We start from the raw sequence: 21,571 nt of genomic DNA on the forward strand, positions 1-21,571 counted from the left end.
CTTTTCGGTTTGGAAAGCAAAGTTGAGCGTACTTCGCTCAACTTTGGATTGACTTAAAACTGAGGCTGAGTACAGTTGAGTGCAGAACGCTCAACTAGCCGATTGTTGAGCAGGCTTCCGGCACGTAGACCGCCCAGCGGACCGCTGTCAGGTGCAATCTCCAACATCGGCCATTGAAAGGAAACAAGATATGTCACGTGCAGTAGGTATCGACCTCGGAACCACCAACTCCGTGGTCTCTGTTCTCGAAGGTGGCGAGCCCACCGTTATCGCCAACGCAGAAGGCGGCCGCACCACGCCGTCCGTCGTTGCGTTCTCCAAGTCCGGCGAAGTCCTGGTCGGCGAAATTGCCAAGCGCCAGGCCGTCAACAACATCGACCGCACCATCGCTTCCGTCAAGCGCCATATGGGCACCGACTGGAACGTCGCCATCGATGACAAGAAGTACACGCCGCAGGAAATCTCCGCGCGTATCCTCATGAAGCTCAAGAACGACGCCGAGAGCTACTTGGGCGAAAAGGTCACCGACGCTGTGATCACCGTTCCGGCCTACTTCAACGACGCCGAGCGCCAGTCCACCAAGGAAGCCGGCGAAATCGCTGGCCTCAACGTCCTCCGCATTGTCAACGAGCCCACCGCGGCTGCACTGGCCTACGGCTTGGACAAGGGCAAGGAAGACGAACTCATCCTGGTCTTCGACCTCGGTGGCGGAACGTTCGACGTTTCCCTCCTCGAAGTCGGCAAGGACGAAGACAACTTCTCCACCATCCAGGTCCGCTCAACCGCCGGTGACAACCGTCTCGGTGGCGACGACTGGGACAACCGCGTCGTCGAGTGGCTCCTGAGCCAGCTCAAGATCAAGGGCATCGACCTCTCCAAGGACAAGATCGCCCTCCAGCGTCTCCGTGAAGCTGCAGAGCAGGCCAAGAAGGAACTGTCCTCCTCCACCAGCACCAACATCTCCCTCCAGTACCTCTCCGTCACCCCCGACGGTCCGGTTCACCTGGACGAGCAGCTGACCCGCGCCAAGTTCCAGGACCTCACCAAGGACCTGCTGGACCGCACCAAGAAGCCGTTCCAGGACGTCATCGCCGAAGCCGGCATCAAGGTTTCCGACATCGATCACATCGTCCTCGTCGGTGGCTCCACCCGTATGCCTGCTGTTTCCGAGCTCGTCAAGGAACTCGCCGGCGGCAAGGAGCCCAACAAGGGCGTCAACCCGGACGAAGTTGTGGCCGTTGGTGCTGCACTGCAGGCCGGTGTCCTGAAGGGCGAGCGCAAGGACGTCCTCCTCATCGACGTCACCCCGCTGTCCCTCGGCATCGAAACCAAGGGTGGCGTCATGACGCACCTCATCGAGCGCAACACGGCTATCCCCACCAAGCGTTCCGAGACCTTCACCACCGCTGACGACAACCAGCCGTCCGTGGCCATCCAGGTCTTCCAGGGCGAGCGTGAATTCACCCGCGACAACAAGCCGCTGGGCACGTTCGAACTGACCGGAATCGCTCCGGCACCGCGTGGCGTTCCGCAGGTCGAGGTCACCTTCGACATCGACGCCAACGGCATCGTCCACGTATCCGCCAAGGACAAGGGCACCGGCACGGAACAGTCCATGACCATCACTGGTGGCACGGCACTGTCCAAGGACGACATCGACCGCATGGTCCGTGAAGCGGAAGAGCACGCTGCAGAGGACAAGGCCCGCCGCGAAGCTACGGACACCCGTAACTCCGCTGAGCAGCTCGCCTACTCTGTGGACAAGCTGATCGCCGACAACGACGACAAGCTGCCCGAAGAGGTCAAGACTGAGGTCAAGGCCGACGTCGACGCCCTCAAGTCCGCGCTGGAAGGCACTGACGACGCCGCCGTGAAGACTGCGTTCGAGAAGCTCCAGGCATCGCAGACCAAGCTCGGCGAAGCCATCTACTCGCAGGCCTCCGCAGCTGATGCTCCGGGTGCCGGCGCTGAAGGCGCTCCCGCCGGTGAAAAGGCCGCCGATGACGAAGACATCGTCGACGCCGAGATCATCGACGAAGACGAAGCGAAGAAGTAGCCATGCCTCACCACGGCAACGAAGCAGAGCACTCTGAAGGCAACGAGCCGCGCAAGCCAGTTATTCGGGACAACCGCAAGGTTGACCCGGAGACCGGCGAAGCACGTCAGCCTGACAGCGAAGCTGCGGCTCCCACCGAAGGCAACGCCGCTCCCACGGACGGTGACGCCCTGTCCCAAGCTGAGGAAATCCTCAACGGGGTAGAGGTTCCGGCCGAGGAATCGGTAGCCTCCGGTGCCGCGGCTGAAGCCCAGGCAGCGGAGCTCCGCAACGACCTCCTCCGCCTTCAGGCTGAGTACGTCAACTACCGCAAGCGCGTCGAACGCGACCGCGCCGTAGCAGGAGAGATGGCCGTCATCGGCGTCCTCAACTCCCTGCTCCCGGTGCTGGACGACGTCGACGCCGCACGCCAGCACGGTGACCTCGAAGACGGCCCTTTTGCCGCCATCGCCGCCAAGCTGGAGAACGCGCTGAAGACGTACGGACTGGAACGCATCGCGGATACCGGAGTCGAATTCGACCCCACCATCCACGAAGCACTCATCCAGCAGCCCGGCGAAGACATCGAGGTTGACACGGTCAGCCAGGTGCTGCGCTCCGGATACCGCTCCGGCGAGCGGGTCCTGCGTGCAGCCCAGGTCATCGTGGCTGTCCCGGCGTAGTTACTCACCGAGATGGCAGTTCGTGACAGTGATTTACTAAAACATTGGCGCGAACTGCCATCTCGTTCTTCAACGAAAGGAAACGCTCTTGGCCAGCCAGGACTGGGTTGAAAAGGATTTTTACGCGATCCTTGGTATCGCCAAGGACGCGTCCGACGCGGATATTAAGAAGGCTTACCGCAAGCTCGCCCGGCAGTACCACCCTGATACCAATTCCGGGGATGCTGCTGCGGAGAAGAAGTTCAAGGACATTTCCGAGGCTTACTCGGTGTTGTCGAGTCCTGAGGACCGGCAGCAGTATGACGCCATCCGTGCCATGGGCGGTGCCCGGTTTGCTCCGGGTGCTGGCGCCGGCCGTGGTGGTGCCGGAGCCAACGGCGGGTTCGAGGACCTGTTCGGTGGCTTGTTCGGCGGTGGGCCTGGCGCTCGTCAGCCTGCCGGTGGTGGCGGTATCCCGCCCGAGTTTGCCGACCTGTTCGGTGGCGGCTTCGGTGGAGCTGGCCCCACCGGGTTCCAGCGTGCCCCGCAGAAGGGCGCCGACCGGACGGCGACCACGTCCATCTCGTTTGCCGGCTCCATCAAGGGCACCACGGTGAGCCTGCGCGAAAGCAACGGCAACGTGATCGACGTCAAGATCCCCGCCGGCATCAAGGACGGTCAGAAAGTCCGCCAGCGCGGCAAAGGCAACGTTGGCCCTGCCGGCAATGGCGATCTCATCATCACGGTGAGCGTGAAGCCGCATGACTTCTTCCACCGCGACGGCGACAACATCCGCATCCACGTGCCCGTCACGTTCGCGGAGGCGGCGCTTGGCGCCACCATCGAGGTTCCCACGCTCGACGGCGACACCGTCAAGGTGCGCGTCCCGGCCGGAACGCCGTCGGGCCGTACCCTCCGGGTCAAGGGCCGTGGCGTGAAAACGTCCAAGGCGACCGGAGACCTGTTGGTGACCATCGACGTCGCTGTCCCGCAGAACCTGAACAAGGAAGCGGAGGAAGCCGTGAAGGCGTTCGCTGCCGCCACCACCGACGCGGACCCGCGTCACGACCTGGCCGCAAAGGCCCGGTTGTAAGGAGGCGGTCATGGCCATCGACGTCAACCAGCCGATCTTTGTCATCTCCGTCGCTGCGGAGCTTGCCGACATGCATCCGCAGACGTTGCGCCAGTACGACCGCTTGGGCATCGTTTCGCCCAGCCGTGCTCCCGGGAAGTCCCGCCGCTACTCGGAGAACGACGTCAACAAGCTGCGGGAGGTCCAGCGGCTCTCGCAGTCAGGCGTCTCGCTTGAGGGCATCAAACGCATCCTCGACCTCGAAAACCAGGTTGCTGCGTTGCAGTACCGGGTGACCGAACTGACGGAGGAGCTGTCCCGCCGTCGCTCACCGTTGGATGCCCGTATCTTCGCGGCAGGTGCGGCGGGCGACGTCGTTAGTTTGGCCCGTGGGCAGCGTCCCCGGGCCCGGTCGCAGGCTGTTGTGGTGTGGAGGCCGCGAACGGGGGAGAGCCGCGCTTAGCCACTGGAGCTAAGCCCGGCTCCGGTCCCAGCTGACCACCACGCGTGCAGCACCTTCTTCGGTCCGCTCAACGTTGGTGACGATCTGCGATTCCATGGCACCCATGTCACGGATTTGCTGCCGGTAATCCTCAAGATGCTCCTGCAGCGACTCTTCAGTCCATTCGCCAGGCCGCATCCTCGTGGAGATCTCCACGGGTTCTTCCCTGACAAGAATCTCGTCGGGTTGCGTCTGCGGTTTTTTGGCCGGCTCAGCTTCGCCGGGCTGGACCAGCATCCGGAAGCCAAAAACCCCACCCGCTATGCCAGCGACGAGGCCCGCGGCGATGAGCCAGATGGCCCTTCCCGGTCCGCGGCGCCTTTGAACGGCTTCAGTGATGCTTGGTGCTTTCTTTGAGCTTCGTCGTGCCATGGGGAGTTCAACTTTCCGTCGGCGTTCGATAGTCCGTGCATGAGCAGGCCGTAACCCGCCACACCATCGTAAGCATGCTGAGAACCCTTGGTAAGTCGAGACCGCGCAGGAACACGCTCCGCCCTTGGTTCCCGTCAACGAGAACCAAGGGCGGAGCTGTCTGCGCAGTACCTCAGCCGGCCAACTGCTGCAGCGCAAACTCAACATCGACGTCGTCGTCCATTTGCTTGACGATCCTTCCCGTCTCATCCACGTCCTTGTAGCCTGCATGACTGCGGGTTTCGGCGGACTCGCCCAGCAGTGCTGCATTGGACCGCTGGTACAGCTCGAGCCACACGACACCCGGCACGGGGAGACCGTTCAGGTGGGCGTCGGTGATGCGCTGGGTGCGCGCGGCACGTCGTGCTGCAGCTTCAACGTCGTCGGCGGGCAACGCGCTGACAACAGCCCCGGAATCAGCAGCAACGGACACCGAGATTCGACTGGAATCCAGCTCCGGGACGGAGTCAAGCGCCTGCAGCAGCTCTGGTGCGCTGATATTGCGGACGGAAATGTCCACAGTGACGCGTTCAAGAATGATGTCCCGCAGCGCCGGAATCAGGAGCGCTGACAGGCGGCCTGCGCCATCGACGACGACGGCAGGTCCGGTTTCGTCGTAATGCACCGGCTCGCCGGGAAGGCTCAACGGATGGGCATGGATCAGGTGAAGCAGGCCGAGTCCGTGGACCTCCGCAGCCAGGAGGGCATCACGGGCTGCGGGTACTTCCCCTGGCAAGGAGCCGGAAGCGACCAACAGCCGCTCCAGGATGAGCCGGCATTCGCGGACGGACATTGCTGCTTTGCCGGGCGGGGGCGTCAGTTTTGAATCGCTCATTGTTTAGTCCTCTGGTTCTGCGGGGAACAGCCAGTCCTGGCCCGTTCCGTGGGCGATCTCTGTGGGAGTGGGGGCGCCGTGGAACAGGACTCCTACAACGCCAACGGGCCCGTCTTCCTTGGTTTTGTCCAGGCCGTAGAACGCGCTGTTGAAAAGTCGGATGATGTGGGCTGGGTTGAAATGCTCGTCACGGGTGTTGGCCCGAACGGTGTGATAACTGGTGTCCCGCAGCGCGAGCAGGCGTTCAATGGTGGCGCGGTACTCAGGGAACTGGCGCGAAACGGACCCGGCGGTCCTGGTTGGATCCATGTCCCTGAGAAGGGGGATCAGTTGCTGCAGCTTCTGTGGCAGGTCCAAGGTCATGTCGTCGAATATTCCCGGAAGCTCCTTGAGCGGACCGCGGCGTGGCTCTTCGGCATTCGCGGACTTGTACCAGGCGAAGTGCAGGGCAGACGGTTCATCCAAATCCACCGCCGTTGCCCAGGCGTAGTCCTTGGCAATAATGTCCAGGAGCACACTGACTCGTGTGGCGGGCGACGCCGGGGCGTGCTCTTCCACGGTGATCAGGGTGGACATATTCTCCGGGGCCGGCAGCAGTTCCATCAGCAAGGCGCTCAGGATTTCCTGTGTTTCGGACGTGAAGTCCGTGGACGCCTGATAAAGGGACTCCAACAGTTTGCCGGGTTCGCCTGCGGTTTTCCTCAAATTGGCAAGCCGCGAGCGGAGTTGGGCAAGCTCCGAACTGACCAGCTCCGCAGCAGGCTGATACGTGTACCGCATCCGGTCTTTGGCTTTGTAGCTCACCGCACGTTCCAACAATGAGTCCAGCCGATCCAGTTCCGGTGCATCTGCAACCAGTACCAGATCCCGTGCCTCGGCCAGGCTTGATTCCCGCAGTGTGATCCAACGGTCCACCATCCCGGGGTGGTTCTTGGCGAACAACACCAAGCCGAGCCCGGAAGCGTTGCCGAGTCCAAGAAAACGACGGAACTCATAGCTCAGTGCTACAGCGGACCGGCTCTGGGCTGCAGCCATGTGTTCCGCGAGATCAAGGCTGAACTCGCGCATCAGGTACGACGTCAACATCTGGGCGTGATACGGCGTCCGTAGTGGGTGATCGGGCTCGTAGGCCGCGAAGGAGCGGGTGCCGAAGGTCCCGTTTCCGTCCAAACCGGTGTTCCGCATGAGGTAGCAAACAGCTCCCAGCACCCTTGCCGGCGGTTGTTCGCCCCGGGACAACGCCTCAACTGTGAGGTCAAAGGCCCGCATGCTGCGGTTGGCTCGGCACCAGATCAAGGTTCCGGGGGCTGCCCGTCCGCCGTAAAGTTTGGGTAGCTCACGCTTGGTTTGCTCAATGCGTTCGTCACCCGCGGCGCCCTCAATGAGCGCACCCATCATGTCCCAGTGGCTTCCGATGATTCGGTCTGTCCGTTCAACGCCCTCCTTGGGTGCGTTGGAGAACACCACAAATTCGAAGGACCAGTCGTCATTGACGGCCACGTGATAGCGGGCGTTTCCTTGGCCGGAAGCGTCGATGTCGAACTCTGCCCGGGAGATGACCCAGCGCTCCTGGACCATCTTGGTGACCAGCGTTCGGCTGGCGCTGAAGCGCGTAGGCTGCAGCGCGCCCAGCGCATCGGGTGTCATGACAACCCCCGGGTCCCTTAATTGCATCATTCCTGCTCCATTCAATGGCTTGTGGTGTGCCCGGATGAGCGGGCCAGATTCTAAGCGTATGTCTACGCATACGTGACAGTGTTCAGCATACACATACGTAAAATCCAGCGATAGAGCGGTTTTTGGCCAAAATGGTCATCTAAGAAATTTAGGTCTTGTATCTGTGTCACAGCACACGTATGCTCCTCACAAATGGAAAACACATCAGCCCTCGAAGAACAGTCCGCTCAGAAGTCCGCAACCCGGACCCTCAGCTCAGCCAGTCGGGCCCTCGGCCTGCTCGAAGCAATCGCGGAGCACCGACGTCCCGTCAAGCCACCCACGTTGTCCCGGCAACTGGGCTGGTCCAGGGCTACCTTGCACCAGCACCTGGTCACCTTTGTGAATGCAGGCTGGCTGGAGCAACTCGAGGATGGTTCCTACCGGTTGTCCATGCGGGCAAGCCGTGTGGGAAGGGCTGCCATGGAGCAGTCCAGCATCGGCGAGCGGGTCCTGCCGCTGATGCGCCAACTCACGGAAGCCACCAGGGAATCAACGTTCCTGGCAGTTCTCGACGGCGATGCGGCCCACATCGTTGAACGGATGGAGCCACGCAGGCGTATCCGTGCCGACATCAGCTCGGAAATGAGCTGGGCGCTGGACGATAGTGCTTCGGGACGGGTGCTGACAGCGTTCGCCGATCCCGCCGTCGTCGATGAACTCAGGGCCGCCGGCGCAAAACTTTCCACACAAACAGAACTCGCCCGCGTCCGTCGTAACGGTTATGCCGTGTCGGCGCGGGAACCCGATGACGAAGACATGATCACGGCCGTTGCCGTCCCGCTGATGGACGATCGCGGCTACTGCGTTGCCGCCCTCGGCGTCCTTGGACCCGAAGAGCGCCTGGATATTGAGGACGTGGCGCGCAGGCTCCAAGCCGGCGCTGACAACCTCCATGCGCTGTGGCATCCAGCCAACTAGTACAGACCAGAGGAACTACCAGACCATGAAAACACCCGACACCATCTACGTCGACGGAATGGAAAGCGGCAGCTTCGATTCCGGGACGCTCAGGACCATCCGGTCCGGGCATGTCGACTGCATTACGGTCACGTGCGGTTTTTGGGATGACGCCCTGGAGTCCATGGACTCCATTGCACAATGGCGTGAACTCATTGAGGAGAACAGTGACGTTGCGGGGATCGCGCGAAATGCCGATGACATCCGGCGGCTGAGGTCCCAGAACCGCACCGCAGTACTGCTGGGTTTCCAGAACACATCCTCCCTGCAGGGCCGTATCCGTTTTGTGCGGTTGTTCGCCGAACTGGGAGTTCGCGTCTTTCAACTGACCTACAACAACCAGAACGACGTCGGATCGAGCTGCTACGAGCCTGGCGACGCAGGACTGACCAGGTTCGGCTACGAAGTGGTGGGCGAACTCAACCAGAACGGCATCCTGGTGGACCTCTCGCACGTAGGGGAGCGGACCTGCAAAGACGCAATTGCCGCTTCCGCCCAGCCTGTGGCCATCACCCACGCGAATGCGGCGAGCCTTTATGCGCACCCCCGCAACGTTTCGGACAGCACCATCAAAGAATTGGCCGCGCGAGGCGGAGTGATCGGCTGTGCGCTCTACCCCAACCTTGCCGGACCCGAATATAGCAAGTCCCTTGATGCCTGGTGCGACATGGTCCTCAAAACCGCGGACATAGCCGGGATCGAGCATGTGGGCATCGGCTCGGATCTGGGTGGCAGCACCACGGATGAGGACCTGTCCTGGATGCGGCAGGGGCGCTGGACCCGGAAAGCGAACTACGGCGCTGCCTCGGCAGCATCCCCCGGCGACGACGATCCCCAGTGGTTCACCTCCATGGAGTCGTTCGCCGGCATCGCCGATGGCCTGGCCGGCCGCGGACTCAACTCTTCGGAGGTCTCGGCCGTGATGGGCGGAAACTGGATGCGTCTTTACAGCGAGGTCATGGCATGAGCGCTTTATCAACCACCAAACCAGCGGGCGCTACGGTGCCGCGCAAGGTCATCCCGCTCCGCCGTCCCGGGAGGATCGTCTCGGCAATCATCATTTTGGTCCTGGTTGCCCAAGGCACCCTGGTCCTGTTTACCAACCCCAACTTCGAATGGGAGGTGGTGGCGAGCTACATCTTCGCTCCGCCCATCATGCAAGGGCTGTGGCTGACACTCTGGCTCACTGTGGTGGCCATGGTGCTCGGCATAGCCCTGGGCGTGGTGCTCGCGATCATGCGCCTGTCATCCAACCCGGTGGCGTCCTACACCGCATGGGCCTTCGTGTGGTTCTTCCGCGGGACGCCGCTGCTGGTGCAGTTGGTGTTCTGGTACAACCTGGCGGTCCTGTTTCCAGCCATCAACCTTGGCATCCCCTTTGGAGGGCCGGTCTTCGCCAGCCTGGACGCCAACAAGATCATCACACCGATCGTCGCAAGCCTCCTGGGCCTGGTGCTTAACGAGGCCGCGTACATGGCCGAAATTGTCCGCTCCGGAATCACCGCCGTGGACAAGGGCCAGGTAGAGGCGGCCAGTGCCCTCGGCATGAACAGGGCCAAGACACTGCGCCGGATCATTCTTCCGCAGGCATCACGGGTGATGATCCCGCCTGCAGGCAACGAGACCATCACCATGCTCAAGAGCACATCCTTGGTGAGCGTAGTGGCCGTGGCGGACCTGATGTACCAGGTCAACCTCATCTCTGCTCAGACATTCCAGACCATCCCGCTGCTCATCGTCGCCAGCCTCTGGTACCTCCTTGCAACCTCCGTGCTGTCCGTCGGGCAGTCCCGGCTGGAACGGAAGTTCGGCCGCAGCGATCAGCAGATCTCCGGCCAATCGAACAAATTCACGCAGCTGTTCAACACGCGGCGTCTCTTGAAGGCAGGCAACCGATGAACGCCCTCCCCATGGTCCAGGTCAGCGATGTCCACAAGCATTACGGCGACTTCCACGTCCTCAACGGCATCAACCTGTCGCTCAACGCAGGAGAGGTGATGTGCGTGGTGGGGCCCTCCGGGTCCGGTAAATCCACCATGCTGCGCTGTATCAACCACCTGGAGAAGATCGACGCCGGCACCATCCACGTGGATGGTGAGCTGGTGGGATACAGGGAGCGCAACGGCAACCTTCACGAAATGAAGGACAAGGACGTATGCCGGCAGCGTGCCGACGTCGGAATGGTCTTCCAAAAGTTCAACCTGTTCGCCCACATGACCGCACTGGAAAACGTCATGGAAGCGCCCATGCAGGTACGGGGCAGGAAGCGCGCGGAAGTCCGCACCGAAGCCTTGGAACTCCTTGAACGCGTTGGGCTGGGCAATAAGAGCGGCAACTTCCCGGGCCAGCTCTCCGGCGGCCAGCAGCAGCGCGTCGCCATCGCCCGGGCGTTGGCAATGCGGCCCAAGGTCATGCTTTTTGATGAACCCACGTCAGCGCTGGACCCCGAGCTTGTTGGGGAGGTCCTGGACGTCATGCGTGAGCTTGCGGCATCAGGAATGACCATGGCAGTGGTCACGCATGAGATGGCGTTTGCCAAGGAAGTGGGCAACTCGCTGGTATTCATGGATGGCGGCACCGTCATAGAAAGCGGAAGCCCCCGCGACGTCTTGAACAACCCGCAGCACCCTAGAACACAGGCTTTTCTTTCCAAGGTCCTCTGACAGGGCCACCCTGCATTCCCACCACCGACAAAGGAACTCTCATGAAAGCCATTTCCCAACCCCGTCATGCCCTGAAGAAGCCAGTGGCGGCAGCTTCAGCCCTCTTGGCCGTCGGTCTGCTGTCAGCTTGCGGCAACGGCGCCGCAGCTCCGGCAGCCACCTCCGGCGTCAAGGCAAACACAGAAGTCCAGGCGCTGTTGCCCGAGGAGCTCAAGAAGGGCGGCACCGTGGAGATCGCCGTCGACTCCGCCTACCCTCCCATGGACTTCATGGAAGGCGAGAAGATGGTGGGCATCGAACCGGAAATCTGGGCCGCTGCCGGCGAGCTCATGGGCGTCACCATCAAGCCCACCACTGTGGCTTTCGACGCGATAGTGCCCGCCCTGCAGTCCCAGCGGTACCAGGCAAGCTTTGCCGGTTTTTGGATCACCGAGGAACGCACCAAGGCAGTGGATATGGTGTCCTTCTTCCAAAGCGGCTCTCAGTACTTGGTCCGGGGGGACGACAGCAAGGGTGCCATCGACAGTTTCGCCGACCTTTGTGGTCGTTCGGTTGCCCTCCAAAGCGGCTCTTATGAGATGACCTACGCCGAAGACGCCGGAAAGGAATGTACGGCGGCCGGCAAGCCAACCGTTGAGATCCAGGGCTATAAGACCCAGGACCAAGCCACCCTTGCCGTCACCAGCGGACGCGCCGACGCCACCGGAATGGGTGCGGAAGTCGCGGGCTACGTTGCCCAGCAGTCCAAGGGAAAGCTCAAGACCGCCGGCAAGGTCTTCCACACGGTTGAAGGCGGCATCGCCTTGCCCAAGGGCAGCAAGCTCTCCGCCGCCTTCCAGGCAGCCTTCAACAAGCTGATCGCGGACGGCAAGTACAACGAGATCTTCGCCAAGTGGGGCCTCGAGAGTGCCAAGATCACCGAATCCAAAGCGCACACCAGCTAATGAGTGTGGCACAGGAGACGGCGACGTTCATTGCCGAACCCGGGGCGGACCCGGAAACCGCACTGTACTCGGATACCGCCACGGCCGCCGGAGTTGTCTGGACCACCCAGATTCCCACAGGGCCGGATGGCAGCATTCCCGATGGCATTGAGGCGCAGTCCAGGCAGGTGCTGGACAACCTGCGCTCCGCTCTTGAGCGGGCCGGAAGCGGCCTGGACCGCGTTCTCCACATGACCATCTACTTCACCGACATGGCCGAACGGGCTGCCTTCAACGAACTCTACCGGGAGTACTTCCCGGCACCCCGTCCGGTCCGATGCGCCCTCGGGGTCAGCCGGCTAGGCATCGCCGGAATGAAGGTGGAATTGACCGCGACGGCGGCGCTCGCCGCCGCGAACTAACGCACCTCAGCGGCAGGCTGTTTCGCTGGTGCAGCCCCGTACCGCCGTCGAGTACTCAACGCTCGACGGCGGTTCGCGGCCTTTGGCGCTGAGGGAGGTACTGCCGCTACCCGTAACAAGGGGCTCTCCCACACATCCCCTTTACGGGTTCTGATGGGTAGGTGACCTCCACCAGCACTTCCTCAAAACCCTCGCTGTCGCCGGCCCCGCCCTCAACAGGCCGCATTGCACTGGCTGTTTCGACTCTGGGCTTCTTCGTCATCACGCTCGACGCCCTGATCGTCAACATGGCCTTGGCAACCATTGGCGCCCAACTGGGTGGCGGAACGGCAGGCCAGCAGTGGATCGTGGACGGCTACACCCTCATGTTCGCGGCCTTGCTGCTGTTCGCCGGCACTTTATCGGACCGTATTGGGGCTAAACGTGCGTTCACCCTCGGGCTGGTGCTGTTCGTTCTCGCATCGGCCGCCTGTGCTTTTGCTCCGGTTCTATGGGTGCTGATTCTCGCAAGGTTCGTGCAGGGCGCTGCCGCCTCGCTGATGCTGCCGCCGTCGATGGCCCTGATCCGCGAAGCCTTCCCGAACGCGATCCAGCGTTCCAAGGCCATCGGCCTCTGGGCGTTGGGTGGAGCGGTCGCCGCTGCGGCCGGACCAGCCCTGGGTGGCCTGCTCACCACCCTGGATTGGCGGTTGGTCTTCCTCATCAACGTCCCGGTGGGTGCGGTGGCGGTGGCATTGCTGGTGAAGGTCCCCGTCTCACCGGTGCGGCCGGCGAGGTTCGACTGGCTCGGGCAAATCACAGCCCTCCTCGGTATTGGGGCCCTCATCTATGGGCTGATCGAGGGAGGGGTCCTCGGGTTCGCGGCGCCGCAGGTCATCGCTTCCTTGGGTGCAGCGGCTGTGGCGATCACCGTTTTCCTTGTGGCTCAGGCCCGCGGTCGAAACCCGATGATGCCCCTTGACCTTTTCCAGTCTTCGGGACTGCGGATCGCCCTTTCGGTGGGCTTCAGCTTCATGGTGGGGTGGTACGGGATGGTGTTCGTTATCAGCCTTTACCTCCAACAGCACCTCGGCCTGTCCCCGCTGCTGGCCGGCTTGGCCTTCCTGCCGGCGTCCGTACTCATTGCCATCAGCAACGTGGTGGCCGGCCGGATGGCGGCAAAGTTTGGCCCGCGTGTCCCGGCAGTTATGGGCCAACTGCTCATGGTGGCGGGGTTGCTGGGCATGCTCCTGGCTGCGCCCACGGGATCGCTGGTGACTGTCGCACTTCTTCTGATCCCCATCGGCGTCGGGGGAGCCCTGGCCATGCCGCCCATCACCGCCCATGTCCTGGACAGCGTCCCGGCGCATCGCTCCGGGACGGCCAGCGCAGTCTTCAACACCTTCCGGCAACTCGGCGGTGCCCTTGGGGTAGCGGTGTTCGGCGCCCTGCTGGTCGCGCCTGCCGGGTTTGTCCCCGGTCTGCAGACGAGCCTGCTGATCGCAGCCTTGTTGCTCTTCGCGACGGCAGTTGCGAGCCTTTTCATTCGTCGGATCCAGAACTAATCAATCAAAGGAGACACCCCTTGGCACTTACCGAAACTGCACGCAAGAACCACGATGAACTATTTCCCGGACAGCTCCCCGCCCTTGCGATCACGGACCCTGAACTCGTGGAGATTTTCAACAACTTCAGCTTTGACGAGACCCGCCGCTACGGAAACCTGGACATCAGGACCCGCCTCATGGTCCAGCTTGCCTCGCTCATCGCATGCCAGGGCATGGGGGAGTACAGGACCCTGGTGGGCGCGGCCCTCACTGTCGGCGTGACTCCGGTTCAGATCAAGGAAGTCGTCTACCAGGCGGTGCCCTACGTCGGCATGGGGAAAGTCTCGGACTTCCTTACTGTCACCAACCAGGTCCTCACCGACCACGGAGTGGAATTGCCGCTCACAGGTCAATCCACCACTACACTGGCCGACCGGGCAGAGAGGGGCCTGTCCGTCCAGAAAGTCATCGCGGGCCCCGAGCGGGTGGAGGCCATGCGTGCTGCCGCAGCCGGAGATGAGAAGCACTTCCAGGATTACCTGGCTGGCAACTGCTTTGGCGACTACCTCACCCGCGGCGGCCTCGACGTCGCTACGCGCGAGCTCCTCACCTTGTCCATGCTGGTGTCGCTGGGCGGCTGCGAACCTCAAGTGAAGGGGCATATCCAGGGCAACCTCAACGTCGGCAATGACCGTGCGCGGATGCTTGAGGTCATCAACGCCTTGCTGCCCTACATCGGCTATCCGCGGACGCTCAACGCGCTCCGGGTACTCAACGACGTCGTCCCGGCCAACTGAACAGCGTGGCTGGGTTCGGCAGGCGGACCTGTGGCTTGATCGGCAAAACGGGCAGATAATGAAGGCATGGCACGGCAAGCAGCGCGCGTGCTGATGGCCCGAGCATCGTGAGGGTGATAACGGTGTCGTTGTCCGATGAAGAACGCAGGAGCTTGGAAGAGCTGGAGCGGGAACTCGCTTCGACCGATCCCGATCTCGCCTCCGAGCTGACATCGGGCCGGCCACGGGGAGAGGCTGCCCGCACGATTCTCGGCAGTCTGGCCGTTCTAGGCGGCTTTGTCATGGTGATCGCCGGGATCATCACCCAGCTTGTTGTCCTGGGCGTGGTAGGTTTCCTGCTGGCCAGCGCCGGGGCGTATTGGCTGCTGTCCGGGACCTCACTTCGGAGAAAATCCGGAAGGCACGACGGCGAACCCGTACCTTAGCGGGGCCCCTCGCCTGTCGGCTCCGGGCACCCAGTAATGTTGATGCGCCGCGCTGATTAGTGCCGATTGTGCGGGGGCGGCTGCTCGTGCGGGTCGTCCCCTAGGGAACCGGCGGCACGTGCGGCTGGACCGGCGTCTCAGGCTGCTTGACGGGTTGAGGCTCGCCCGGGGGCACCATCATGCGCCAAGCCAGGACAGCGCCCGCGCCAGCGACAACCCCGATGAGCAGGCCGATCACCCACCCGGACAGGCGCGGTGCGCGCTGCCGACTGCTCCGTTTCAAGGCCTGCGTTGTCTTGTTCACTGCTTTTGCCGCCGCGCGCTGGGCTTCTTTGGCGGCCTTCTTGTTGCCCGTCAGAGTGAGCATGACGCCGTGAACCACGGCCGGGACATCGGCATGATTGATGCGGGTCAAGGCCCACCTCACCACCGCATCGGCCTGGGATGACGTGCCGTCCGCCGCGTGTGATACCCATTCCCGGGCGAGATCCTGCGCGGCGGGAATGATGTTCTGTGCTTTGTACATGATGCACCCCTCCAGGGAGTAAATGGCTCCGTAAGCCAGCCTACGCCGGAGCCCCCTATGACCAACAGGTACCCCTGCGACCAACAGGTGCTCCGGCGGCGAAACGTCAGTCGCGGACTACGGCAGCCAATTCCACCGGGCTCTCCAGCCCGGCCCACTGCCCGCTGAGGGTCAGCTCTCCGTGGAGCTCCGGAGCGGCCGCCGAGTTGGCAGAAGAGTCCGCGGCCACGTCAACCACCCGGGCCACTTTCAACCGCAGCTCGCCGGCGTCAATGATGGTCACACCGCTGCCCGAAACCGGCGCCGAGGCACTCAAGGCGGGAACGCCGCCGTCGAGCTTTCCACTGCCTTTCACCGTCACTGAGCTGGGACGGGGCTCCGGCTCGCCATCGACGATCAGCTGGGCCTCTTCCTGGCCCGTTAAAATGGCGGTGGCCAAGGCTTTGACGTAGATGGGGTCGGCGCAGGCGTCGTAAACGTAGCGCTTGCCCAGGACCGAATGATCCATGGTGCCGATGAGCCACTCCTCGGCGCCGGCCAGCTCGTAGCCCCGGTAGCTCAGGGGAACCTGGTAGATGCGTTCGCCGGCGGCGACCACGTGCGTCTCGATCCCGACCTCGCCGGCGGGATCGTCAAAACGGTAGGCGCCAATAAGCTCCGGCGTGCCGTCCTGGATGAACCAGGGCTGCTTCGGCAGGTAGCCGGCGATGAGTTCGAGCTTGGACGGGGACAGGGTTGCCTTGTGAATGATCGCCATGCATCCCAGCCTAGGGCAGGGTGCGGCGGCTCCCGAATACAAGCACCCTGCCCCCAGCAACTAGTGCGTAGGCAACCCACCCACGAAGGTGGTCACCACCGCTGTCTTTGCCAGCTCGTCCGGCGTGACGAGCAGAGGATCCTGGTCGAAGACCGTGAGGTCGGCCAGTTTCCCAACGCTGATGGCGCCTGTTTCCGCACCAAGGCCGGCAGCGGCTGCCGCATGGCTCGTGTAACCCTCCAAGGCCATCAGCGCAGTCAGGGCTTGCTCTGGTTGGACCGGCTCAACGTCCGGCCTCTCAACCGGCCGGCGAAGGATGGAGTCGGCCATCATGGCCCGGGGATCGTACGGCGTGATGGGCCAGTCGGACCCGAGGGCCACGGTCACCCCTGCCTCCCGCAGATCCCGGCACCGCCAACCGTGGGCAGCCCGTTCGGCACCCAGACGAACTGACCAGTTGTCGGTACGGTCCGCCCGGGTGTGGTGGGTCCCGTGGACCGGCTGCATGCTGGCTGCGACACCGAGTTCGGCGAACCTCGCCACCAGATCGTCAGGGATGGTCTCGATGTGCTCGATCCTGTGAGCGGCCAGCCCTCGCGAATCCCCGGCAGCCTCGAGGGCTTCGAGGACGTAGCGCACGCCTTGGTCGCCGATTGCATGGGTGGCTGTGGGGATGCCGCGCTCAACGAAGAATCCCAGGGCTTTCTGGAAGTCGTCCGGATCAGTCCACACCGACTCGTTGTTCTCGCCGTAGATGTCCGGTTTCTCCAGCCAGGCCGATCCGTTGTCAATGGTGCCGTCAATGAAAAACTTCACGCCTTCCACGCGCCACCTTCGGCCACCGGTGCCCTGCAGGGCGGCTGCCTCTTCCAGCTCTTCCATCGACGCCCCGGCATTGACCATGGGAGAGAAGCGCAGCCGCAGGGGAAGATCGCCTGTGGACTCCAGGTGGGCGGCAAGTTTTCCGGACCCTTCGGCATAGTCCATGACATGCGTGGAGGTGATTCCGACGGCGGCCATCCCGTTGAGCAGCCCGGCCAGCCTTTCGGCGCGGATGTCGAAGCCTTCCTGCGGGAGGACTTTCGTCACAAGGTCCATGGCGCTGAACTCGACGAGGTAGCCGGTGGGCGTCCCGTCGTCGTCGACGTCTATCAGCGACTCGTCCGGAAAGTCCACCGGGCCCGTGATGCTTGCCGCGGCCAGGGCCGCTGAATTGACGATGGCCGAGTGGCCGTCCCGCATGCGCAGGAACATCGGCACGGGACCGGTGGCGTCGTCGAAGCTCCGGCCGCTGAAGCCGATGTCCGTGAAGAGGTTTGGGTCCAGTCCCCAGCCGATGACCCACCCGCCAAGGTGGGCAGCCGTGGCGGCGTCGGCGACGATCCGGTGGACCTCCTCGAGAGGCCCGAGGTCCGTCAACTGCAGGCCTCGGGCCAGATCCAGGCCAAAGACCACGTGCGTATGGCTGTCATTCAGGCCAGGGACAATCGTCGCGTCGCCGAAGTCCCGGATTACGGTGTTGGGTCCCCGGTGCTGCTCAACGTCCGCAAAACGCCCGACGGCGGCAATCCGGCCGTCCCGTATCGCAAGGGCGGTGGCGCTTGGCATGTGTGGATCCAGGGTGTGGATAGTGCCAGCAAGGATGATTGCGTCCGCGACTGTCACGTCAGTGCTCCTTCGCTCACGGGTTCCTTTTTCTTGAGCCCCTCGAACAGGGCGTCGACACGGGCCTGTTCTGCGGCCTGAGCCGGTTTGGCCATCGAGACCACAAGGTAGACGGCGAGGTTCACGATCAACCCGGCCACTCCGGAGGTCAACCCGCCCAACCACGGAATGGAGAGGGGGCTTGGGTACATGAGTTCCAGCACGGCGGCCACCAGGATTCCGGAGACCATGGCAGCGTTTGCCGCGGCCGCTGTACCCCGGCGCCAGAAGATCCCGAGCAGGAGGGTGGGGGCCAGCTGGCAGATGGCCTGATAGGACACGAAGGCCACCACAATCAGGCCCGAGACCTGGTTTGCCATCAAAAGCGCGGCACCGGCTGAGACGAGCGTGATGGCGGCGACTGCGATCTTTGCGCCCTTCGCGGACTCGATGCGCTCATGCTTGTGAACTCCGATCACGTCGTTGGCCAACTGCGTGCCAACGGCCTGCAGGTTGGCTCCGACGTTGCCCATGGTGGCGGCCACAACACACACGCCAGCAATCGCAACCATGCCCACGCCACCTATTCCCGCAAGGATGAACCACACGGTATCCGGGGCGTCGGAAACACTGGGGATGCTGGTGGCCAGCAGGCATACCGTAGTGAGCGCGGCGGAGAACAGGAACATGATCGGTGCTGCCTGAACGGCGGACTTCTGTACCGTTTTAGGGGTTTTGACGCTGAACATCCGAACAAAGAGGTCTGGCCAGCACCAGGCGCCCATCATTCCCGTGAAGATCAGGGAGAACAGATAGAACGGGCCGGCCGCGCTGCCTGGACCGGGCAGTTGGAGCAGGCTGGGTGAAATCTCGTTGAAACCGTGGCCGTTGGTGATGAGCCACACCATGAGTCCGAGGATCACCAGGAAGCCGACACCGTAGGCGAAAATCCCTTGCACCATGTCGCTGATGATCAGTCCGCGGGTACCGAGCTTCACGGTCCAGATCTGGCGCGCGGCGATGAAAAGCACGCCGATCACCACGGCTATGTAGGGCGAAACCTGCCCAAAGGAGAGGGTGGAAAAGACAAGCCCAAGGGACTGCATGCCCAAGACAACCCACGGTATGGATGCAAGGACGCCGATGAGGGCTGCGATGACCCTTACCGAGCGTGAGTTGTAGCGCAAGCCGAGCAGGTCTGCTTGTGTGCGGAGATCATGGATGCGGCCCCACTTATTCACAGGCGTGCCGAGGAAGAACATCAGCACCACGCTGAGCAGTGAGTAGGACAGGGAGTAGAAGCCGATTGCCCCTGCGCTGGCAGTGAGGCCGGCGAAGGAAATGAACATGGTCCCGGCAAGCCAGGTGTTGAGGAACGCCATGGTGCCGAACCAGGAGCTGAACGAGCGGCCTCCGGTTGCGTACTCACTCATGGATTTGTCCACGCGCCGGCCGCGGCTCATGACGACCACCACCAGCACGGTGAACAGGAAGATGGATCCGTAACCGATCAGCATGTTCATGCCGTTTCCTCCTCGTCGGCATCCCGCATCATCCAGAGTCCTAACAGCGACAAGGTCACCAAGGCGTTGGCCACGAGGAAGTACCAGATGGTGGATTGACCGTCGCTGAACAACCAGTGCACGGGTGGGGCGAGCAGGAGCAGGATATCGACCACGAAGATCGTCCTGCGGATGTGGCTTCGGCGGTCCGAAGTCAGGACAGCTTGGGACATTGGGGGGATCCATTCCTCCGGGCGTCGTTGGCCGGATGTAAGCGAAGGAGACGATTTGCGGGAACGTTCCCGCAAATAAAAGTGTGGGACGTCACAGGGTTGATGTCAAGGGCTTCCCGAACATCCGGGGAGCGTCATCGCCCGAGCGCCGCCTAGGATGAGGTCATGGCGAGAACCCGGGCAACCATCATGGACATCGCGCGGGAGCTCGGCCTGTCCAAGACCACCGTCTCCAGTGCCTTGGGTGGCTCCGGCCGCATCTCCGACGAGAAGCGCGAACTTATCCAGGAAACCGCGGACCGCCTCGGCTATGTCACCAACCGCGCTGCCCGCAGCTTGCGCGTCAACCGGATTGGCACCATCGGGCTCCACATTCCTCCGGTAGCCCGCAGCCTGGCGTTTTACATGGACTTCGCCTTTGGAGTCACTGAGGGCGCTGCCGCAGCCGACTATGACGTCACGCTCTTCGCACGCGAACTCACTCCACGCATGGCCTTTCAGGTGGACGGGGTGATAACCATCGACCCCGCGCCAGGTGAGCCTTTGGTGGCCGCGCTGCTCGCTGGCGGCATCCCGACGGTCAGCGTCGGTCGGTATTCCGGTCCTGGCGAGGAGCGGGTCCAGGGAACACTGGAAGCACACCACGCCGAATTGCAGACCCAGGCCCTGAACCATCTCCTTGCCCGTGGGCGGCGACGCACTGCTTTGCTTGCCATTGACGACGAAATAGCTTCATCCTGGGCCGTGGACACCCGACGGACCTACACGGAGTGGTGCATCCGGAACGGGCTGGAGCCCCAAGTGTTTGAGGTGGGAGCCGGTGCAAGCCCGCGTGACTTGGTAGCGGCCATAACCCAGGCTGTGGACCTGGGCGGCGCGGATGCGCTGGTCTGCGGTGCGCAGGGACAGGCTGCTCAAAGTCAGATTGTCTTGGAAGGCCGGGGACTCGCACTGGGCGCGGACCTGGATGTTGTGTCCTTTGCCGGTGCCGCTGCGTTGGAAACGGGCAATCCGCTGATCAGCTCGATTGACCTGGCGCCGCGTGCCTACGGAAAGGCAGCCACGGAACTCCTGGACGCGATCATCCAACACCCTGACGCGCCGCCGGTCCATCGGTGGTTCGAAGGCGCCAGCGTGCACCTCGTGCGCTAACTCGCGTTTGGGTGGGCTGACCTAGGTGCTGGGGTGAGCGAACCCCGGGCCGCGCCCACCATTCCATCGGTGGTTCGAAGGCGCCAGCGTGCACCTCGTGCGCTAACTCGCGTTTGGGTGGGCTGACCTAGGTGCTGGGGTGAGCGAACCCCGGGCCGCCCCCACCATTCCCTCCACCGCACGGGCGAGGTGGGTGCCGCGATCGTTGACTCCGTCCCAGCGGACCAAGGCCTGCGCGTTCAGGCCGTCCACCATGCCGAGGATCTGCCAGGCTACGGCGGCGGCATCGGAAACGTTGAACGCTCCGGTCGCGTTCCCGTCCTCCACTACTCCCTGGAAGACGTTCTGCCAGGCGTCCATTTGCTCCCGGACCGAGGCGGCCAGTGCTTCGTTGCGGCGCCCCAGGGTCCAGGCCTCCACCCAGATGGCCGTGACGTCCAGCCTGCTGTTGTCCAAGAGGGTGTCCACCAGCAGGCCAAGCCGTTCGGAGGGTCCTGGACGTTGGCTCAACATGCCTGCAACTTCTTGTGTTTCCGCGGCCACGATGGTGGCGAACGTGCTGGAAACGAGCGCGTCCATGTTGGGCTGATAGTGCGCAACCAAGCCTGAAGCGACACCGACGCGGGCGGCAACATTGCGCAGCGTGAGTGCGGTGAGACCAGCCTCGAGGGCGATCTCGCGGGCGGCTTCTGTGATTTCTGCGGCGCGCTCGGCCGGCGACTTCCGGAGCGCGCGCTTCTGTGGAGTGCTTGACATCAAAGACCAGTCTAGATTACTTTTGCAGCACTGTTGATCGTATGATCAACAG

Annotated in this window: 23 protein-coding genes; 14 read left to right on the forward strand and 9 right to left on the reverse strand. The window is 62.9% G+C overall.

The window, feature by feature from the left end; all coding sequences use genetic code 11:
- Positions 1–190: 190 nt before the first annotated feature.
- The 4 genes from dnaK to AB4Y77_RS08495 all read left to right on the forward strand — a co-directional run bounded on the left by dnaK (position 191) and on the right by AB4Y77_RS08495 (position 4,232).
- Entirely contained in the window at positions 191–2,056 is a 1,866-nt protein-coding gene (gene dnaK, locus AB4Y77_RS08480) for a molecular chaperone DnaK (protein WP_311214870.1), read from the forward strand.
- Positions 2,057–2,058: 2 nt separating this feature from the next.
- Positions 2,059–2,718, forward strand: a complete 660-nt coding sequence (locus AB4Y77_RS08485) for a nucleotide exchange factor GrpE (RefSeq protein ID WP_442013581.1) — start codon at positions 2,059–2,061, stop codon at positions 2,716–2,718.
- A gap of 88 nt (positions 2,719–2,806) precedes the next feature.
- Positions 2,807–3,790 carry a DnaJ C-terminal domain-containing protein gene (locus AB4Y77_RS08490; RefSeq protein ID WP_311214872.1) on the forward strand — a complete coding sequence of 328 codons (984 nt, stop codon included), beginning with the start codon at positions 2,807–2,809 and terminating at the stop codon, positions 3,788–3,790.
- A 10-nt stretch (positions 3,791–3,800) separates the two neighbouring features.
- Positions 3,801–4,232: a heat shock protein transcriptional repressor HspR gene (locus AB4Y77_RS08495; protein WP_442013582.1), complete on the forward strand. Its 432-nt coding sequence runs from the start codon at positions 3,801–3,803 to the stop codon at positions 4,230–4,232.
- A gap of 9 nt (positions 4,233–4,241) precedes the next feature.
- On the opposite strand, the gene AB4Y77_RS08500 is transcribed toward AB4Y77_RS08495, so the two are convergent.
- The 3 genes from AB4Y77_RS08500 to AB4Y77_RS08510 form a co-directional block, all read right to left on the reverse strand.
- Positions 4,242–4,643 carry a hypothetical protein gene (locus AB4Y77_RS08500; protein ID WP_442013583.1) on the reverse strand — a complete coding sequence of 134 codons (402 nt, stop codon included), beginning with the start codon at positions 4,641–4,643 and terminating at the stop codon, positions 4,242–4,244.
- A 172-nt stretch (positions 4,644–4,815) separates the two neighbouring features.
- Positions 4,816–5,517 carry a hypothetical protein gene (locus tag AB4Y77_RS08505; RefSeq protein WP_442013584.1) on the reverse strand — a complete coding sequence of 234 codons (702 nt, stop codon included), beginning with the start codon at positions 5,515–5,517 and terminating at the stop codon, positions 4,816–4,818.
- A gap of 3 nt (positions 5,518–5,520) precedes the next feature.
- Positions 5,521–7,164: a hypothetical protein gene (locus AB4Y77_RS08510; protein ID WP_442013585.1), complete on the reverse strand. Its 1,644-nt coding sequence runs from the start codon at positions 7,162–7,164 to the stop codon at positions 5,521–5,523.
- A gap of 222 nt (positions 7,165–7,386) precedes the next feature.
- Here AB4Y77_RS08510 and AB4Y77_RS08515 point away from each other — a divergent pair, with 222 nt between their 5' ends.
- The 9 genes from AB4Y77_RS08515 to AB4Y77_RS08555 all read left to right on the forward strand — a co-directional run bounded on the left by AB4Y77_RS08515 (position 7,387) and on the right by AB4Y77_RS08555 (position 14,949).
- Positions 7,387–8,154: an IclR family transcriptional regulator gene (locus AB4Y77_RS08515; RefSeq protein ID WP_442013586.1), complete on the forward strand. Its 768-nt coding sequence runs from the start codon at positions 7,387–7,389 to the stop codon at positions 8,152–8,154.
- Positions 8,155–8,179: 25 nt separating this feature from the next.
- Complete coding sequence (locus AB4Y77_RS08520) at positions 8,180–9,160, forward strand: dipeptidase (protein WP_442013587.1); 981 nt, start codon at positions 8,180–8,182, stop codon at positions 9,158–9,160.
- Positions 9,157–10,092 carry an amino acid ABC transporter permease gene (locus AB4Y77_RS08525; protein WP_442013588.1) on the forward strand — a complete coding sequence of 312 codons (936 nt, stop codon included), beginning with the start codon at positions 9,157–9,159 and terminating at the stop codon, positions 10,090–10,092. Before AB4Y77_RS08520 ends, AB4Y77_RS08525 begins: the two co-directional genes overlap by 4 nt.
- A complete protein-coding gene (locus AB4Y77_RS08530; protein WP_442013589.1) occupies positions 10,089–10,856 on the forward strand; it encodes an amino acid ABC transporter ATP-binding protein in 768 nt (255 codons plus the stop codon). The genes AB4Y77_RS08525 and AB4Y77_RS08530 overlap by 4 nt, the downstream gene beginning before the upstream one ends.
- A 41-nt stretch (positions 10,857–10,897) precedes the next feature.
- Positions 10,898–11,800 carry an ABC transporter substrate-binding protein gene (locus AB4Y77_RS08535; RefSeq protein ID WP_442013590.1) on the forward strand — a complete coding sequence of 301 codons (903 nt, stop codon included), beginning with the start codon at positions 10,898–10,900 and terminating at the stop codon, positions 11,798–11,800.
- On the forward strand, positions 11,800–12,201 hold the full coding sequence (locus AB4Y77_RS08540) for a RidA family protein (RefSeq protein WP_442013591.1): 402 nt from the start codon (positions 11,800–11,802) through the stop codon (positions 12,199–12,201). Before AB4Y77_RS08535 ends, AB4Y77_RS08540 begins: the two co-directional genes overlap by 1 nt.
- A 161-nt stretch (positions 12,202–12,362) precedes the next feature.
- Positions 12,363–13,745, forward strand: a complete 1,383-nt coding sequence (locus AB4Y77_RS08545) for an MFS transporter (RefSeq protein ID WP_442013592.1) — start codon at positions 12,363–12,365, stop codon at positions 13,743–13,745.
- A 20-nt stretch (positions 13,746–13,765) separates the two neighbouring features.
- Positions 13,766–14,524 carry a carboxymuconolactone decarboxylase family protein gene (locus AB4Y77_RS08550; protein WP_442013593.1) on the forward strand — a complete coding sequence of 253 codons (759 nt, stop codon included), beginning with the start codon at positions 13,766–13,768 and terminating at the stop codon, positions 14,522–14,524.
- A 122-nt stretch (positions 14,525–14,646) separates the two neighbouring features.
- The gene (locus AB4Y77_RS08555) at positions 14,647–14,949 is read left to right on the forward strand and encodes a DUF3040 domain-containing protein (protein WP_442013594.1); all 303 of its coding nucleotides are present in this window, start codon (positions 14,647–14,649) and stop codon (positions 14,947–14,949) included.
- Positions 14,950–15,049: 100 nt separating this feature from the next.
- On the opposite strand, the gene AB4Y77_RS08560 is transcribed toward AB4Y77_RS08555, so the two are convergent.
- The 5 genes from AB4Y77_RS08560 to AB4Y77_RS08580 form a co-directional block, all read right to left on the reverse strand.
- Entirely contained in the window at positions 15,050–15,475 is a 426-nt protein-coding gene (locus AB4Y77_RS08560; RefSeq protein ID WP_442013595.1) for a hypothetical protein, read from the reverse strand.
- 106 nt (positions 15,476–15,581) lie between these two features.
- Positions 15,582–16,232 (reverse strand): CG0192-related protein, encoded by a 651-nt coding sequence (locus AB4Y77_RS08565; protein WP_442013596.1) that lies wholly within the window; start codon positions 16,230–16,232, stop codon positions 15,582–15,584.
- 60 nt (positions 16,233–16,292) lie between these two features.
- Positions 16,293–17,897 (reverse strand): amidohydrolase, encoded by a 1,605-nt coding sequence (locus AB4Y77_RS08570; protein WP_442013597.1) that lies wholly within the window; start codon positions 17,895–17,897, stop codon positions 16,293–16,295.
- Entirely contained in the window at positions 17,894–19,399 is a 1,506-nt protein-coding gene (locus AB4Y77_RS08575) for a sodium:solute symporter family protein (protein WP_442013598.1), read from the reverse strand. Before AB4Y77_RS08575 ends, AB4Y77_RS08570 begins: the two co-directional genes overlap by 4 nt.
- Positions 19,396–19,611 carry a hypothetical protein gene (locus tag AB4Y77_RS08580; RefSeq protein ID WP_311214882.1) on the reverse strand — a complete coding sequence of 72 codons (216 nt, stop codon included), beginning with the start codon at positions 19,609–19,611 and terminating at the stop codon, positions 19,396–19,398. Before AB4Y77_RS08580 ends, AB4Y77_RS08575 begins: the two co-directional genes overlap by 4 nt.
- 165 nt (positions 19,612–19,776) lie before the next feature.
- Here AB4Y77_RS08580 and AB4Y77_RS08585 point away from each other — a divergent pair, with 165 nt between their 5' ends.
- Positions 19,777–20,763: a LacI family DNA-binding transcriptional regulator gene (locus AB4Y77_RS08585; RefSeq protein ID WP_442013599.1), complete on the forward strand. Its 987-nt coding sequence runs from the start codon at positions 19,777–19,779 to the stop codon at positions 20,761–20,763.
- Positions 20,764–20,865: 102 nt separating this feature from the next.
- Here the strand turns inward: AB4Y77_RS08585 and AB4Y77_RS08590 are convergent, their stop codons facing one another.
- Complete coding sequence (locus tag AB4Y77_RS08590) at positions 20,866–21,519, reverse strand: TetR/AcrR family transcriptional regulator (RefSeq protein ID WP_311215157.1); 654 nt, start codon at positions 21,517–21,519, stop codon at positions 20,866–20,868.
- Between the last annotated feature and the right edge of the window lie 52 nt (positions 21,520–21,571).

This window comes from Paenarthrobacter sp. YAF11_1 (assembly GCF_052113445.1).
Classification (GTDB): Bacteria; Actinomycetota; Actinomycetes; order Actinomycetales; family Micrococcaceae; genus Arthrobacter.

Coding starts and splice junctions, on each gene's coding strand:
- dnaK (WP_311214870.1), top strand. CDS start 191: ATGTCACGTGCAGTAGGTATCGACCTCGGAACCACCAACTCCGTGGTC.
- AB4Y77_RS08485 (WP_442013581.1), top strand. CDS start 2,059: ATGCCTCACCACGGCAACGAAGCAGAGCACTCTGAAGGCAACGAGCCG.
- AB4Y77_RS08495 (WP_442013582.1), top strand. CDS start 3,801: ATGGCCATCGACGTCAACCAGCCGATCTTTGTCATCTCCGTCGCTGCG.
- AB4Y77_RS08500 (WP_442013583.1), bottom strand. CDS start 4,643: ATGGCACGACGAAGCTCAAAGAAAGCACCAAGCATCACTGAAGCCGTT.
- AB4Y77_RS08505 (WP_442013584.1), bottom strand. CDS start 5,517: ATGAGCGATTCAAAACTGACGCCCCCGCCCGGCAAAGCAGCAATGTCC.
- AB4Y77_RS08510 (WP_442013585.1), bottom strand. CDS start 7,164: ATGACACCCGATGCGCTGGGCGCGCTGCAGCCTACGCGCTTCAGCGCC.
- AB4Y77_RS08515 (WP_442013586.1), top strand. CDS start 7,387: ATGGAAAACACATCAGCCCTCGAAGAACAGTCCGCTCAGAAGTCCGCA.
- AB4Y77_RS08520 (WP_442013587.1), top strand. CDS start 8,180: ATGAAAACACCCGACACCATCTACGTCGACGGAATGGAAAGCGGCAGC.
- AB4Y77_RS08525 (WP_442013588.1), top strand. CDS start 9,157: ATGAGCGCTTTATCAACCACCAAACCAGCGGGCGCTACGGTGCCGCGC.
- AB4Y77_RS08530 (WP_442013589.1), top strand. CDS start 10,089: ATGAACGCCCTCCCCATGGTCCAGGTCAGCGATGTCCACAAGCATTAC.
- AB4Y77_RS08535 (WP_442013590.1), top strand. CDS start 10,898: ATGAAAGCCATTTCCCAACCCCGTCATGCCCTGAAGAAGCCAGTGGCG.
- AB4Y77_RS08540 (WP_442013591.1), top strand. CDS start 11,800: ATGAGTGTGGCACAGGAGACGGCGACGTTCATTGCCGAACCCGGGGCG.
- AB4Y77_RS08560 (WP_442013595.1), bottom strand. CDS start 15,475: ATGTACAAAGCACAGAACATCATTCCCGCCGCGCAGGATCTCGCCCGG.
- AB4Y77_RS08565 (WP_442013596.1), bottom strand. CDS start 16,232: ATGGCGATCATTCACAAGGCAACCCTGTCCCCGTCCAAGCTCGAACTC.
- AB4Y77_RS08575 (WP_442013598.1), bottom strand. CDS start 19,399: ATGAACATGCTGATCGGTTACGGATCCATCTTCCTGTTCACCGTGCTG.
- AB4Y77_RS08580 (WP_311214882.1), bottom strand. CDS start 19,611: ATGTCCCAAGCTGTCCTGACTTCGGACCGCCGAAGCCACATCCGCAGG.
- AB4Y77_RS08585 (WP_442013599.1), top strand. CDS start 19,777: ATGGCGAGAACCCGGGCAACCATCATGGACATCGCGCGGGAGCTCGGC.
- AB4Y77_RS08590 (WP_311215157.1), bottom strand. CDS start 21,519: ATGTCAAGCACTCCACAGAAGCGCGCGCTCCGGAAGTCGCCGGCCGAG.